13 protein-coding genes are annotated in these 14,835 nt (G+C 49.0%); 4 read left to right on the top strand and 9 right to left on the bottom strand.

Annotation, left to right across the window (positions count from 1 at the left end):
* Positions 1-221: 221 nt before the first annotated feature.
* Complete coding sequence (gene glmM / locus GWG06_RS12895; protein ID WP_127043199.1) at positions 222-1,601, top strand: phosphoglucosamine mutase; 1,380 nt, start codon at positions 222-224, stop codon at positions 1,599-1,601.
* Between the two features lie 153 nt (positions 1,602-1,754).
* On the opposite strand, the gene GWG06_RS12890 is transcribed toward glmM, so the two are convergent.
* From GWG06_RS12890 to GWG06_RS12870, 5 genes are all read right to left on the bottom strand, one after another.
* Positions 1,755-2,882 (bottom strand): cysteine desulfurase family protein, encoded by a 1,128-nt coding sequence (locus tag GWG06_RS12890; protein ID WP_127043201.1) that lies wholly within the window; start codon positions 2,880-2,882, stop codon positions 1,755-1,757.
* Between the two features lie 236 nt (positions 2,883-3,118).
* Complete coding sequence (locus tag GWG06_RS12885) at positions 3,119-3,829, bottom strand: LytR/AlgR family response regulator transcription factor (protein WP_127043203.1); 711 nt, start codon at positions 3,827-3,829, stop codon at positions 3,119-3,121.
* Positions 3,826-4,905, bottom strand: coding sequence for a sensor histidine kinase (locus GWG06_RS12880; RefSeq protein WP_160713676.1), 1,080 nt, complete (start codon positions 4,903-4,905; stop codon positions 3,826-3,828). The genes GWG06_RS12885 and GWG06_RS12880 overlap by 4 nt, the downstream gene beginning before the upstream one ends.
* Positions 4,906-5,306: 401 nt before the next feature.
* Positions 5,307-5,651, bottom strand: coding sequence for a DUF4907 domain-containing protein (locus tag GWG06_RS12875; protein WP_127043207.1), 345 nt, complete (start codon positions 5,649-5,651; stop codon positions 5,307-5,309).
* Entirely contained in the window at positions 5,644-6,639 is a 996-nt protein-coding gene (locus GWG06_RS12870; protein ID WP_202183009.1) for a Kelch repeat-containing protein, read from the bottom strand. The genes GWG06_RS12875 and GWG06_RS12870 overlap by 8 nt, the downstream gene beginning before the upstream one ends.
* 247 nt (positions 6,640-6,886) lie before the next feature.
* On the opposite strand from GWG06_RS12870, the gene GWG06_RS12865 reads away from it, so the two are divergent.
* Positions 6,887-8,224, top strand: coding sequence for a DUF4270 family protein (locus GWG06_RS12865; RefSeq protein ID WP_160713666.1), 1,338 nt, complete (start codon positions 6,887-6,889; stop codon positions 8,222-8,224).
* Positions 8,225-8,233: 9 nt separating this feature from the next.
* Positions 8,234-9,463 carry a BamG family beta-barrel-assembly machinery protein gene (gene bamG, locus GWG06_RS12860; protein WP_160713664.1) on the top strand — a complete coding sequence of 410 codons (1,230 nt, stop codon included), beginning with the start codon at positions 8,234-8,236 and terminating at the stop codon, positions 9,461-9,463.
* 16 nt (positions 9,464-9,479) lie between these two features.
* Here bamG and GWG06_RS12855 read toward each other — a convergent pair whose 3' ends face one another.
* Complete coding sequence (locus GWG06_RS12855; protein ID WP_127043214.1) at positions 9,480-10,841, bottom strand: GH1 family beta-glucosidase; 1,362 nt, start codon at positions 10,839-10,841, stop codon at positions 9,480-9,482.
* A gap of 152 nt (positions 10,842-10,993) precedes the next feature.
* Here GWG06_RS12855 and GWG06_RS12850 point away from each other — a divergent pair, with 152 nt between their 5' ends.
* Positions 10,994-12,034: a formylglycine-generating enzyme family protein gene (locus tag GWG06_RS12850; RefSeq protein WP_160713662.1), complete on the top strand. Its 1,041-nt coding sequence runs from the start codon at positions 10,994-10,996 to the stop codon at positions 12,032-12,034.
* Here GWG06_RS12850 and GWG06_RS12845 read toward each other — a convergent pair.
* From GWG06_RS12845 to GWG06_RS12835, 3 genes are all read right to left on the bottom strand, one after another.
* Complete coding sequence (locus GWG06_RS12845) at positions 11,993-12,517, bottom strand: DsbA family protein (RefSeq protein WP_160713660.1); 525 nt, start codon at positions 12,515-12,517, stop codon at positions 11,993-11,995. The genes GWG06_RS12850 and GWG06_RS12845 overlap by 42 nt on opposite strands.
* Before the next feature lie 154 nt (positions 12,518-12,671).
* Positions 12,672-13,124, bottom strand: a complete 453-nt coding sequence (locus GWG06_RS12840) for a redoxin domain-containing protein (RefSeq protein WP_160713658.1) — start codon at positions 13,122-13,124, stop codon at positions 12,672-12,674.
* Between the two features lie 114 nt (positions 13,125-13,238).
* Positions 13,239-14,834, bottom strand: coding sequence for a M56 family metallopeptidase (locus GWG06_RS12835; protein ID WP_160713656.1), 1,596 nt, complete (start codon positions 14,832-14,834; stop codon positions 13,239-13,241).
* Position 14,835: the final 1 nt, after the last annotated feature.

Here is a 14,835-nt window from a genome sequence, read left to right as displayed (position 1 = left end):
CAAATATAATGAAAAGTGAGTGGCCGGGAGGGAAATTCGGATTTACGGATTTACGGATTTGTTGATTCAGGTATTTGGAATGCAGCGGAGATAAACGAATCATTGATATATACACATTAAGAAATAGTTACGTATCCCCTGCCATGTAAAATTCGTAAATCAAAAAATCCGAAAATCCAAAAATCTCCTTTTATATTTGCCTTCCTTAAAAATCGAATCTCGTGGCACTGATCAAATCAATATCCGGAATACGCGGAACCATTGGCGGTAAGCCCGGCGAAGGACTCTCCCCGGTAGATGTGGTAAAATTTACCGCCGCTTACGGAACCTGGCTTAGCCGGCAAACCGAAAACCGAAAAGTAGTAATTGGCCGCGATGGCCGGATTTCCGGCGAAATGGTGAAAAACCTGGTAGTATCCACTCTTAACGGTCTGGGCATCGACGTTGTAGACCTGGGACTATCCACCACGCCAACTGTAGAAATCGCTGTTAAGATGGAAAACGCTGCAGGAGGTATTATCCTCACTGCCAGCCACAATCCTAAAGAATGGAACGCACTGAAATTACTGAATGCGGAAGGTGAATTCATCTCCGGCGAAGACGGCGCACTGCTGCTGGAAATCGCGGAGCAGGAAGACTTCAACTTCGCGGATGTAAACAAACTCGGTTCCTACACCCAGGATGACTCCTATCTGCAGAAACACATCGACCTGGTAGTCAACTACCCGCTGGTAGATGTTGACGCCATTAAAGAACGCAACTTCAGCATCGTGATTGATGCAGTGAACTCTACCGGCGCCATCTTCGTTCCACCGTTGCTCAAGGCGCTGGGCGTAGAAAATGTGCAGGTACTGTTCGGGGAAGTAACCGGTAAGTTCGCCCACAATCCCGAACCACTGGCCGAAAACCTCACTGCGCTGTCCAATGAAGTCAATAAATCCAAAGCCGACCTCGGTATCGCTGTAGATCCGGACGTAGACCGCCTCTGCTTCGTATGCGAAGACGGCAGCATGTTCGGGGAAGAATACACCCTGGTAGCCGTAGCGGATTATGTACTGGGCAAACGCCCCGGTAATACCGTTTCCAACATGTCTTCCACCCAGGCGCTGAAAGATGTAACACTGAAAAACGGCGGCCAATACACTCCTTCTGCCGTAGGCGAAGTGAATGTGGTGAAAAAAATGAAGGAAACCAACGCCGTTATCGGCGGAGAAGGCAATGGCGGCATCATCGTACCGGACCTGCACTACGGCCGCGACGCCCTCATCGGCATCGGCCTGTTCCTCAGCCACCTGGCTCACAGCAAAAAAAGCATCAAAGCCCTGCGTAACAGCTACCCCGACTACTTCATCTCCAAAAATAAAATTGAACTGGATAAAGGCGTAGACGTAAAAACCATCTTCGGAAAAATAAAAGACAAATACAAAAATCAGCCCCTCAACACAGAAGACGGCCTGAAAATTGAATTTGACAAAGACTGGGTACACCTGCGTACCTCCAACACGGAACCCATTATCCGTATCTACGCAGAAAGCCAGAATGAAACAACCGCAGATAACATAGCGAAGCGTATTATGCAGGACATAAAGGAATTCATGTAAGTCAGGAATTACGAATTGCGAATTACGAATTACGAATGTAACTCGAAGATAAAAGCAAAGACCGAAGCGGATACTTGGTAGTATTATCGCTTCGGTCTTTGCTTTTATCTTCGAGTTACATTCGTAATTCGCAATTCGTAATTCGCAATTCTCTTAAATCAGTTCCTTCACTTTCTCCACCACCTTCTCAATCTCTTCTTTTGTGTTGTTTTTGGAGAAGGAGAAACGGACAGCTATCTGGTTAGGATTGCTGTTGATGGCTCTGATAACATGGGAACCTGCGTTGGCGCCGGAAGTGCAGGCGCTGCCGCCGGAGGCGCAGATACCATTGATATCCATGTTGAACAGGATCATTTCACTTTTCTCGGATTTAGGGAAGGAAACATTCAGTACGGTGTACAGACTGCGTCCCTGGAGGTCGCCGTTGAAGGTTACGCCAGGAATATTTTCCTGCAGGAGCTTAGCCATATACTGACGCAGGTCGTTGATGTATTTGCTGTGCTCTTCGTGGTGTGCCGTAGCCAGTTCCAGCGCTTTGGCAAAACCGATGATACCATACAGGTTTTCGGTGCCTGCACGCATATTACGTTCCTGGCTGCCACCCTGGATATATGGCGTAATTTTTACATTTTCGTTGATATAGAGGATCCCTACTCCTTTAGGACCGTGGAACTTGTGCCCGGCGCCGGTGATGAAATGTACCGGCGTATTGCGCAGGTCAAAAGGATAGTGTCCTACCGTTTGTACGGTATCGGAATGGAAGATGGCATCGAACTCCTTACACAGGGTACCTACGGCATGAATATCGAGCAGGTTGCCGATTTCATTGTTGGCATGCATCAGCGTAACCAGGCATTTCTCTGTGGATCCTGCCAGCAGCTCGCGGAGGTGCGCCATATCGATATGTCCGGAAGGCAGTACCCTTACGAAGGACAGGGCTATTCCGTCATGATGGTGCAGGTGCTCTACGGTATGCAGGGTAGCATGGTGCTCAATAGGAGAAGAAATGATATGCCTGCAACCCAGATCTTTTACCGCCGCATGGATAGCAGTATTGCTGCTCTCAGTGCCACCGGAGGTAAAGAATATTTCTCCCGGATGCGCATTCAGGTTCTTAGCCACTGATTTTCTCGCATTTTCAATACCCAGCCTGGATTCTCTGCCATAGGAATAAATAGAAGAAGGATTTCCGAACTTTTCCGTCATATACGGCAGCATAGCTTCTAATACCACTGGGTCCAGGGAAGTGGTAGCTGCGTTGTCAAAATAAATTCTTTCCAATGTTGGTGGTTTTTGATGAATGGTGCATGTATTGGTTTGGTGCAGGCGAAGTTCGGAAAAAATTTGGTTATTTTTTTATTTGAGATCTGGTCATTTGAAATACAGCGGAGACCAATATATTTTTTTATTTGGTTATTTGAGATTTGATTTACGGATTTTTAATGCCGTGTAGATCTTCGCGTATGTCTTCGCTGCATTTCAAATAACCAAATCTCAAATAACCAAATAAAAAAATATTAAGAGTTTTTGTTGATCACGTCGTAAAACCGGTCCCGGTAGCCGTCGCTGATGGGGATGGACTGATTGGCGATCATCACGGTATTTTTCTCAACGGAATTGATTTTGTTGAGGGAAACGAGATAGGAACGGTGCACGCGGATAAATTTATCGGCGGGGAGGCGGGTTTCAAATGATTTAAGGCTGCGCAGGGTAAGTACCGGCAGGTTGTGTGTATAGATTTTCGTATAGTCTTTGAGTGCTTCAATGAAAAGAATGTCTTCAAGATTGATCTTGATGATTTTATACTCTGTTTTGATAAAGATGTAATCATTCACCCAGGCGGCTTCCAGCGGGGCGCCTTTCTGCTGGGTAACGGCCAGTATTTCGCTGGCTTTGGTGGCGGCTTTCAGGAAGCGTTCGAAGGGAACGGGCTTCAGCAGGTAGTCTACCACATCCAGGTTGAAACCATCCAGCGCATATTCGCCGTAGGCAGTTGTAAAAACCACCAGGGGCGGATATTTCAGCGATTTGAGGAACTGAATGCCGGTGATGTCGGGCATTTTGATATCGAGGAATACCAGGTCCACAGGCTCCTCCCGGAGGAAATGCAATGCTGTGGCTGCATTCTCAAATTTGCCGGCAAGATTCAGAAAGGGCACCTTCCGGATGTAGTCCTCTATGATTTCCAGCGCCAGTGGCTCATCATCCACTGCAATACACTTGATCATCTTTTCAAAACTATTTTAAGATCAACAATAAACTGGTTGTCCGTTTCCCGGATATCTATCTCATGCTCCTGGTCGTAAAGCATTTCCAGTCTCTTTAATACATTCTGTAAGCCTATTCCTCCCCGTTCGGCTACCCGCTCCCTGAAGAGGCTGTTCTTTACCATTAACCGGATCATGTTTTCCGTAATCCCTATATTGATATGGATAAAAGATGGTTCAGCATAACTGATCCCATGTTTAAAGGCATTCTCTACAAAAGGTACCAGCAACATGGGTTCTATCTGTAATCCGCCGGCATTTCCACTCACGGCATAATCTACGGTAATATCTTTTGGCAGCCGCAGCCGCTGTATATCGATATAGTCCTGCAGATATTTCAACTCCCTGTCCAGCCGCACCATTGTTTCGTTGGACTCATAAATCATATAGCGCATGATGGTAGACAGTTTAAGAATAGCGTGTTCTGTTTGTACCGATTGTTTATGCGCCAATGAATAGATAGTATTCAGACAATTAAAAAGGAAGTGAGGATTAATCTGTGACTTTAAAAATTTTAGTTCCGCATTCAGTTTTTCCACCTGCAGGGCTTCCCGTTGTTTTTCGCTTTCAAACCATTCTACCGCAATTTTTATAAACCCGCTCATAAACAGCATGAGCAATGCGAAGAAGCCCGATCGCCGCAATACATCCGGGAAAAGCAGGTATTCCCAGAATGACGGACTGTCTCCGTAAGTGCGCATAAAGCGCATCATACGGCCTGGCGGCAGCGCCGGAACAGAAATTGTTTCAGCTGGCGTGAAAGTAGTCAGCCGCACTTCATTCAACGGCATGGCTGGTATCGCTATTGTACCGGCTGTTACAGGTTGTACCGGCATCACATTGGCATAAAAACCGGCGTGCTGGTTAAACGGATTGACAACCGATCTTGTTACACCTGTTTCAATGTCCTTTTTCGCCAGCCGTAATGCTACCATCGCCGGACGGGCCAGGTAGTTACGGAAGAAATAATAATCCAGCGCCGCCTGTTGTATGGTAATAAAAACCAGCAGCAGTATAACACTGGAGAAATACAACACTATTTTTTTTCCGTTGAAGAAACGCGGAATTAATACATAGATGTTGAGATAAAATACTGCGATGAGAAAAATATTATCAATCAGTTCTTTAAAGAAAACACCCTTGTGTAAAATCTGAATCCGGTAAATGAAAAAAGGGAAGAACAGAAAACACGCCCAGCCAAGGACATGAAGAGAAATTACGACGGGACGGTTCTTTAAAATGTGTTTGACGTTTAGCATCTCAGATTTTGATGCGATAAACTTACAACGGTATCGGGTTATACGTCTGTTAAAGTTTGTTAATCCGGGTATAAGGGATTGTTAAAATTGCATCAGGACTCCAAACATGCGCCAATAGCGACTCTCACCCGGCTATATACTATAACCGGATGAGAATCAGAACAGACAAATCATGTACTTTATTGCAGTCCGGAGATCTGCAATTTCTTTAGGTCTTCCTGTGTTATTGCAGGGTTTTTGTGTTGCGCAATCTTTTCCATGACGGCATGGCCTGCACGCAGTGCCTCCGTTCTGGATACGAATGCCCGGTTGCCTGCCATACCGGGAATAATATCCTGATAGATATAAGGCTTCCCGTTAATCAGCACCTTGTATCCCCATCCGTCGTGAGCCGGAAAGGTTTCCACCGCCAGCTGCGGGGACGCATCCCGCGGTGAATCCGCTTTCCGCTGCCATCTGACGATGAGCAGTAACAGCGCTGCCAGCAGGATAGTAAGCCTTATCAGTAATTTTCGTTTAGTCATTCTTGTTATATGCCGCTGTAGGATCAAATTCAAACATGTTATCGAAAGGCTGGCTGGAACTGGTGCCCAGCACTACAAAGCCGCGGTCTTTCAAAGTGAAGCCGGTAGCCCCTGTACGGGCTGCGCCTTCAAAATCAGTACGCTGTATCCAGGTGTCTGTACCAGGATTGTATTCCCAGGTGGCGGAAGACAGGCTGCCTTTGTTGCCGGATACCACATAGCCGAGGCCGCGCATAGCAAAGGAGGCGGCGCTGCTGCCCTTGAAGTTGTAGTTATCATCATAGCTTTCGTCAGACAGGTTATCGATGGGTCGCAGCGTGGACCATGTCTGTGTAGTACCGTCGAATGCGTAGAAGTCCGTCACAAAAGAGCCGTTGGCAATGCCCATGCATACGTACGCCTTGTTGCCGATAATGAAAACAGCAGCGTCGGTTCTTTTACCGTTGTTAAGGCTCTGCGCCTGGTTCCAGGTATTGGTAGCGGGATCGTATTGCCAGTTATCTTTCAGCCAGTTGCCATCGTAGCCGGTAGCGATGTATCCTTTATCCTGCAAGGCGAAGCTCACAGCGCCATAACGCGCAGTACCGGCGAAGTCGGCTTTCTTTGTCCAGGTATTGGCAGCAGGGTCATACTGATAGAAATCGTTCAGCTTGTTTAATCCATCGTAGCCGGTGCCTACATATCCTTTGCCGGCCATTGCCATACCTACGGCTCCGTTGCGGCCTGCTCCGGGAAACAAGGCTATCTGCTTCCACAGGTTCAGCGCCGGATCGTACACCCAGAAATCCTGCCTTCTGTTTTCTCCGTCATAACCGGTGCCTACGTAAGCCTTGTCATTGATTACGAATGAAGCAGCGCCACTTCTTCCTACGCCATCGTATTGTCCGCGGGAAATCCAGTTACCGATTTTATCGGGTTCGTTGGAGCCTTTGGAACAGGCCATCAGAGAAGCGACCAGTAATAAACTATAACCTTTTAAATAACGCATCAGCATGTTCTTTTAACTGCTGCCAAAATTATCCGCAGGAGGATTCCGGCAAACAGGAAATAGATACTTCCCTGTTTTTATCTGACAGATACCGTTATTTCATCTGCCAGCTGCGATTCCTGATCCCAAAGGCCCGCTATGCCGCAGTTGGCGGCACACAGAGCCGATTTCACATTTCATCGATGAATATTGCCCGTTGGCATATTACACCCGCTGTAAGTATCGATCCTGTCTAAAATTGCGCACCATGAACTACACCGTTTACCGATTACTGACATTACTGCAACGAAACTACCCACGCTGCAGCATCCTGTCCGGCATACTCTTGCTGACCACTTTATACTCCTGCCAGAAACAAGGGTTTACCTATGAAAATGTAGTAGATAACCAGCAGACTGATTATATACTTACAGATACCTTATCTGTTACCATGAAAACCATCCGCTACGACTCCGTACCTACTTCCGGTACCGGCACACTGCTAGCGGGATTCAGGGCAGATCCCCTCTTCGGGAAATATACCGTCAGCTCTTTCTTCCAGATCGGCCAGCCTGCTACCTGGGATATTCCGGTAAACGGATCACAATACGATTCCCTGCTGCTCATCATGCGCCCGAACGGCTATGTCTCAGGCGATTCCACCATTCCGCAACACCTGCAGGTGTTACGCGTTACACAGAAAATACAGTTCGCAAAAAATTTCTCTTCGCTGTACAACAACAGCAACTTCAGCACAGAAAGCACGGTAGCCGGCACTTTCAGCGGCATCATCCGGCCTAATACAGACAAGACTATACGTATCCGTATGACGGATGCGCTGGGCAGCCAGCTCTTTACCATGCTGCGGACCAAACATCCGGATATCACCGATATCACCCGGTTCCTCGAATTCTTCAAAGGACTCAAAATAGCCCCCGGACCCGGTAGTCAGGCTGTTACCGGCTTCCAGGCACAGGATACCGGCCTGGTACTGCGCCTGTATTATCATCAGCAGGAAATGATTCCGGTGGCCAGGTCAGCGGATTTCAAACTCAATGCGGCCGACCTCCAGTTCAACCAGGTAACGGCCGACCGCAGCGGTACGCCTATCGCAGGTTTCAGCCCGACTGTAAAGGAACTCCCTTCTGCCGCCACCGGCAACGGCGGGTTCATACAGTCTGTAACGGGAGTGGCTACACGAATTGATATTCCCTACCTGAAAAATATGCTGAACCTGGGGCAGTTCTTTAAGATGATGAAGGTGGTACTCACCGTTACGCCCGCTGCAGGCTCCTATGCCAGCGGCAAACAGCTGCCGCCCAACCTGGCCGTATGCGCCGTTAACAAAGCCAATGAAGTGACGGATACGCTTTCGTACGGCAACCTGACCGTTGACAATCTTTACAATGAACGTACCGGTTATACTTTCGATATCACCAGTTACTGTAACAGCCAGCTGACAGCTGATATACTGAACACCAGAGGGCTGCTGCTCACTACACCCGGCGGCGCCTACAGAACCAGTCTTGACAGACTGGTCATCAATGATCAGCTCATCTCCAAAGGAAAAATAAAAGTGCAGGTATACTACCTGCTGTATAAATAAAAAGGAACTATGCGCATCAGACTATATATTCCCTGCATACTGCTGCTACTGCATACCGCTATGGCAAAGGCACAGCATGGCATCAACTCCGTCTACTCCGCCTACGGTATCGGCGACCTGGAAACCAGGGATTACAGCCGCAATTACGGGCTGGGAAGCAGCGGTATCGGCCGGCGCAGTTCCGGCTATCTCAATGAACTGAATCCCGCCTCCTACAGCGCCCTTCCTATGCAGAACTTTATGTTCGATATATCACTGAAAGCGCAGCAGGTAAATTATTCCGGCGCCAACATTTCACAAAACGCCGGAGATATTGATTTTGCGAGGCTGGCAGCCGGATTCAAAGTGAAAAAATGGTGGGGCATCGGGGCAGGTATTACTCCTTTCAGCACTATAGATTATAAAATACTGAACAACCAGTTCGGTACCGGTACCGGCAACCCTGTAACTGCTACCACTACCGGCAGCGGCGGGCTTAACCGCGCATATATCTCCAACGGATTTCAGCTGAACAAACATTTTTCTGCCGGGGTGTCCACCGCCTTTTTATTCGGACCGCTGAAGACAGCACAGTCGCTGGGCAGCGATTCCCTTTCCACCCAGCATAACGGCTATACCTTCAAACCCAATTTCACTGCAGGCGCGCAGTATGCTACGCGCCTTACCAAAGACTGGCAGCTGGGAATCGGCGCCACATACAGGTTTCAGACGACGATGAAGATCCGTAATACGCTGGATATCGTGAATCAGGATCAGACATCCTACTACAGCAAACCGCAGGACCCTTCCTATTTTACGTTGCCCGCGCAATATGGCGCAGGCATATCGCTCAGCAATGGCACCATTACCTGGGTGGCCGACTACCGTCACGAGTTATGGAACGGACTGAATAACAAGGGGCTGAACTATGCTTATGCAGACGGAGAGCGGTATTCCACAGGAATAGAATACGCGCTGACCAAAAATTACTACAACCGTGCCTACGAGGGTGCTATCTTTCAGCTGGGATTCAGCTACAACAAATCGCCGCTGGTGATTAAAGGATTGCGTACCGATGATATAGCGGGGAGCCTGGGTGTTTCGCTGCCCAACCGGGGCGGGCAGCTGCGGTATTACCTGGGAGTGGAAGGCGGCAGGCGCGGCGGCAATGCCGGAGGCCTGGTAAAGGAAACCTATGTAAATGCCGTATTTAATTTCAGTCTGCGGGATATCTGGTTTATGAAGCGGCTGGCACAATAGCGTATAACCGTCAGCGTTATTCCTCCAGCAGCAGTTTACGGAACCAGTAGCCGGAGTCTTTAATTGTTCGTTGCTGCGTCTCAAAATTCACGTGTACCAGTCCGAAGCGGGCGCGGTATCCTTCCGCCCATTCGAAATTGTCTGTGAGCGTCCAGGCGAAGTAGCCATCCACCGGCACACCGGCGCTTTTTGCGCGCAGTACGGCAGACAGGTATTCCTGGTAGTAGGCGATACGGTCGTGGTCAGCAATAGCGCCGTTTTCTGCACGGAGATCAGGGAAAGCGGCGCCGCCTTCCGTAACAATCAGTTTACGGATAGCCGGATAGGCCGCAAACTGTTTCAGTATTTCGTATAGTCCGTTCCCGTTAATCTCCCATCCCAGGGCGGTAACAGGTACGTTACGTGATTTAGCTTTTACTTCAGAGATATTGACCACCGGCATGAAAGCATTGTGTTTTACTACCAGCGGGAAATAGTTCTGCACACCGATGAAATCGAAGTCGAAAGGGAGCTTGTCCCAATCGCGCCACAGGGCATATCTGCGTTCAATACGCTTCAGCAGCGGGAAGTCGTTTGCCGGATAACCCATACCCAGTGCAGGTTCCAGGAACAGGCGATTAAAGAGTGCATCTGCCCGGCGGGCAGCGCGCATATCATTTTCATTATTGGTAAAAGGAATAATCTGCGAGCAGGACAGTGCCGTACCGATAACAGCACCGGCAACTTCATCACGGATAACGCGGCCGGATTCCGCCTGTGCCAGTACGGCGTGATGCACCGCAGGCAGGAAGTAGGAGAGTCCGAATTTACCGGGAGCATGCACGCCCAGCATATATCCGAGGGCGGTGAAGCCGAAAGGCTCGTTCAGCACAATCCAGTGTTTCACCTTGTTGCCAAAGGCGCGGGTACATATGCGGGTAAACTCTTCAAAGGCGAAGACCACGCCGCGGTGGCACCAGCCTCCCTTGTTTTCCAGCGCCTGCGGCAGATCCCAGTGATACAGCGTCACATAGGGCTCCAGCCCCAGTTCCAGGCAGGCGTCAATGATACGGTGATAATAGTCAATACCCGCCTGGTTAACAGCTCCCGTGCCATTAGGTATTATTCTTGACCATGCAATAGAAAAACGGAAAACCGTAAAGCCAAGCATCTTTGCCAGCAGTATATCCTGTGTGTACCGGTTGTAGAAATCGCACGCCGTTTGCGCATGACTTCTGTCCTTTATTTTACCTTTCCGCCGGGTGAAGGTATCCCAGATAGAAGGTCCTTTGCCTTCGTGATCGCAGGCGCCCTCATTCTGAAAAGCAGAAATGGTGACCCCCCAAAGAAAATCCTCTCCGAAGTCTTTTCTCGTAAAGGGTATGGTCGTTTGTTGCATATGCAATAACAGTGATAACGGCGTCGGCTGACAGTACCGGACCGGATTATGATGCAGTTTACAATACTTTGGGTAAATAAATCATTATAAAATTGTTAAGAGCAGACCAGGATTATTATTTTTGAAAGATCTTTAATACCAACAGCAAGCAAATGGGTAAATATTTCGTGTATCTCAGCATGCTCACCCTACTGGGAGCCTGCGCAGGCAATGATTCCAATGCACAGCATCAAAAGATATCTGCAGAAAAAGATACGTTGAACCGGATGGTACTGATTCCGGGCGGCGTCTTTGCTATGGGGGCAGATGACAGCACCGGCATGCCTGACGAGTATCCGAAACATACCGTGCGTGTAGACAGCTTCTGGATGGATGAACATGAAGTCACCAATGAAGCATTTGCCGCTTTTGTAGCCGCGACCGGATATGTGACAACGGCAGAAAAGCCGCTCAGCAAAGAGGAGCTGATGGCCTCCATGCTACCGGGATCCCCGGAGCCTGACAGCAGTATGCTCGCTGCCGGCGCGCTGGTATTTACCCCGCCGGATCATGCTGTACCTTTTGATGATGTATCCGCCTGGTGGAGTTTCGTACCCGGCGCCAACTGGCGTCATCCCGACGGACCGGGCAGCGATTTAAAAGGCAGGGAACAAATGCCCGTTACGCAGGTTTCCTGGCAGGATGCACAGGCCTTCGCCCAATGGGCGGGTAAGCGCCTGCCTACGGAGGCAGAGTGGGAATATGCCGCCCGTGGCGGCCTTTCCGGGCAACTTTATCCGTGGGGCAATGAAGAACTGACTGCCGGCAAGCCAAAGGCCAATACCTGGAATGGTAATTTCCCTTTCCGCAATACCAAAACTGACGGCTTCTATGCCGCTGCTCCGGTAAAATCGTATAGCCCTAATGGTTATAAACTCTATGATATGTCCGGCAATGTGTGGGAATGGTGTGCCGACTGGTATGATGCCAATTACTATACTACCTCCGGCAAACAGGCATCCAATCCGGCAGGCCCGGCCAGGGCCTACGATCCGGAAGATCCTGCCGCCGCCAAAAGAGTGATCAGAGGCGGTTCCTATATGTGCAGTGATGAATATTGCCGTGGATACCGCGTATCCGCACGCATGAAAACAACGCCGGAGTCCGGCTTGTCAAATCTCGGATTCAGATGCGTCCGTTCCGTTCAACGTTGACAAAAGGTCTGTAAAGTCGCCATTATAACGCTTTCCATTGATAAAGAAAGTGGGCGTGCCATTGACACCACTCCGCACGCCGCTTTCGAAATCTGCTTCCACCTTGCTTAACAGCTGGTGATCCTCCATATCGGCCGCAAACTGCTTCATATCCAGCCGTAGTATTTTTGCCAGCTGCGACAATAAGCCTTCGCTCAGCTGGGCCTGATTTTCGTACAGCGCATCATGCATTTCCCAGAACTTCCCCTGCCTGCCGGCCGCTTCTGCCGCCAGGGCCGCATCTGTAGCATATTCATGTGCCTCGGACAAAGGAAAGTGCCGGAATATAAACTTCACATCCTGCAGTGCCTGGAGCATATGCTTTACCAGCGGATAGGCTTCGCCGCAATAAGGGCATTGAAAGTCGCCGTATTCCACCAGCTCAATAGTGCCTTGCGGATTACCGGTGATGTGGTCGCGGGTGTTGATGGGAGGAGTGAGCATAAAGTTTGGTTTAATTGCGAATGACGAATGATGAATGGCGAATGAGGAGCGGAGATGTTGTTTTGATGATGATGCTTTGTTTTAATGTTTTGTTTTGATGCTTTGTTTTGATGATAATATGATGATGAATTTGTTTGGATGGTCTTTTGTGGCTTTAACCGGGGAGGGATTCGAGAGCGGATAGTATGCCGTCTGCACCAGGGTTTTCGCCGATGGGAGACAGGTAGCTCCATTGAATGGTGCCTGTTTCGTCGATGACGAAAAGGGCGCGTTGACTGACGCCATCTTTGTAGACGCCGTACAAATCGGAGACAGCGCCCTTTGGTTCAAAATCTGCCAGCAGGTCAAAGTGCAGGTGGCGGTCCTTTGAGAAAGCCTGGTGGCACCATACACCGTCAACAGATATACCGAAAATGACGGCGTTGTGCTTTTCGAAAAGACGCAGCGTTTCATTGTATAACGCCATCTGATCACTGCAAACCGGGCTCCAGTCGGCCGGATAGAAGGCGAGTATAATCTTCTTTCCCTGCTGGCTGCTCAGGGTGACTGTTCGGTCCGGGGTGGCGCTCAGTGTAAAGTCCGGTGCCTTATCTCCTTGCTGTAACATAAAAAAACGTTTTCAGGTGAATAATATAACATCTTCAGACAGATAAAGTTGACCGCAACAAAAATGCCACGGTGGCGGACCGTGGCATTTCTGTTGCGGAAATAACTGCTGATGCTATTGTTTATCCGGCTGTTTACCGGTGTGTGCACCGCCGGTTTTATTATTATTGATGTTACTTTCTCCTTTCAGAACGATACGGATAACGCCTTTTTCCGCGGCTTTGCCATAAATACTGGCATGATCGCCTTTCAGTACTTCCATGGAGGCGATTCTATCCGGAGATAATGCGCTCAGTTCAGTGGTAGTAGAGGGTTTCCCGTCTATCAGCACGAGCCCTTCATAAGGTTTACCATCGCGGGTTTTGAGCAGATTGCCACCAGCCGCAGGTCTTTCTTCTACGACATTGTTTGACTTGTTATCGTTGTTTTTGGTATAAATAAATACCACACCGTTCCTGGCATTTTCGCCGTATTTCTCTACCAGGTTGCTGCTCTGGTCATCCTTGCGGACGTCCACCTGAACAATATTATTCGCATCGAGGGTTTTAGCAGCGCCTGCAGAGCCAACCTTTCCGTCTATTACATAAACGGGGGAAGTTGCAGGCGGTGTCCCGTCTCTGAATACGATGGGACCGTTACCGGTAATGGTTAAGCTGTTCTTCCGGCTGTCAGCTTTCCTTTCAACCGGCGCTTGCGGCGCTTTTACATTCTTTGGCGGCTTAGGAGGAGTCGGTACATTCTTTGGCGGCGCTGGTGGCGGCACAGGGATATTGGATGGCGGAGGAGGAGGAGGCGGTGGCGGCGGAACGGTGTCTGCGCTTATTACTTTATGGGCAGGCGCTACAGCCGCCTTACTGTAATTAAGCGATAACACCACGGCTCCCACCAATACGCCGAATACCAGGTAGCGTACCAGCTGATAACCAGATGACCTTTGTTTGTTCATCATCATGATCCTGTTTTTTAAATGTGAGAAATTGAAATTGTTTGCGATGGCCGTCGCATATGGGATCCCACTAACTTTAATCAGATTGTACTGATAGGCGGTTTTATCCACACCCCGGCGAAGCAGGCTTCTGTCGGTGATGAATTCCAGGTTCTCGCGCACGGCGGTTTTCATCAGCCATGCGCCGGGGTTGAACCAGTAAAATACCTGGTTAAGTTCACTTAAAATAATATCTGCGCTATGCCACTGCCGTACATGAACCCACTCGTGATGCAGGATGGAAGGCACTTCCTCCGGTTTATGCAGCGTAGGATTAATATAAATATTCCGGAAAAAAGAAAAGGGATTCACTTCCTCTTCCAGTAATCTTACCTGGTAGCCTTCCACGTGGCTGCGTTCCGATCTGCGGTGAATTTTCCACAGTGAAAACAGCTGCAATAAAAAACGTATAGCCATCACCGATACGCCAGCCCAGAAAAGCCATACCAGGGCCGTCCACACTGTAAAAACAGGTGCAGCGGCCGCTTGCCATGCACTGAGGTCCGGTATATAGGGCATAACGGTTCCGGTAATGGATTCATGCTTATCCATAAAGCTGTTGATCGGTATCAGCGGGTAAAGAGAGGCAAATGCGATACCAGCCAGCAGAAAGGCCCTGTTAAGCGTATAAAAGGTGAGCCTTCGCAGGCCCAGCCAATAGGTCAGAAAGAACAATATAAGGGCTATATTGGCTTTCAGCAGATAAATGAAGATAGCAGGTATCATA

The sequence above is a fragment of the Chitinophaga solisilvae genome, assembly GCF_009928525.1.
Taxonomy (GTDB): Bacteria; Bacteroidota; Bacteroidia; order Chitinophagales; family Chitinophagaceae; genus Chitinophaga; species Chitinophaga solisilvae.
This window is presented reverse-complemented; position numbering and strand designations above follow the sequence as displayed.

Bases quoted from the DNA above. Each gene is read 5' to 3' on its own strand.
- GWG06_RS12885 (WP_127043203.1), bottom strand. From the start codon at position 3,829: ATGATCAAGTGTATTGCAGTGGATGATGAGCCACTGGCGCTGGAAATC.
- GWG06_RS12875 (WP_127043207.1), bottom strand. From the start codon at position 5,651: ATGACTAAACGAAAATTACTGATAAGGCTTACTATCCTGCTGGCAGCG.
- GWG06_RS12870 (WP_202183009.1), bottom strand. From the start codon at position 6,639: ATGCGTTATTTAAAAGGTTATAGTTTATTACTGGTCGCTTCTCTGATG.
- GWG06_RS12865 (WP_160713666.1), top strand. From the start codon at position 6,887: ATGAACTACACCGTTTACCGATTACTGACATTACTGCAACGAAACTAC.
- bamG (WP_160713664.1), top strand. From the start codon at position 8,234: ATGCGCATCAGACTATATATTCCCTGCATACTGCTGCTACTGCATACC.
- GWG06_RS12855 (WP_127043214.1), bottom strand. From the start codon at position 10,841: ATGCAACAAACGACCATACCCTTTACGAGAAAAGACTTCGGAGAGGAT.
- GWG06_RS12850 (WP_160713662.1), top strand. From the start codon at position 10,994: ATGGGTAAATATTTCGTGTATCTCAGCATGCTCACCCTACTGGGAGCC.
- GWG06_RS12845 (WP_160713660.1), bottom strand. From the start codon at position 12,517: ATGCTCACTCCTCCCATCAACACCCGCGACCACATCACCGGTAATCCG.
- GWG06_RS12840 (WP_160713658.1), bottom strand. From the start codon at position 13,124: ATGTTACAGCAAGGAGATAAGGCACCGGACTTTACACTGAGCGCCACC.
- GWG06_RS12835 (WP_160713656.1), bottom strand. From the start codon at position 14,834: ATGATACCTGCTATCTTCATTTATCTGCTGAAAGCCAATATAGCCCTT.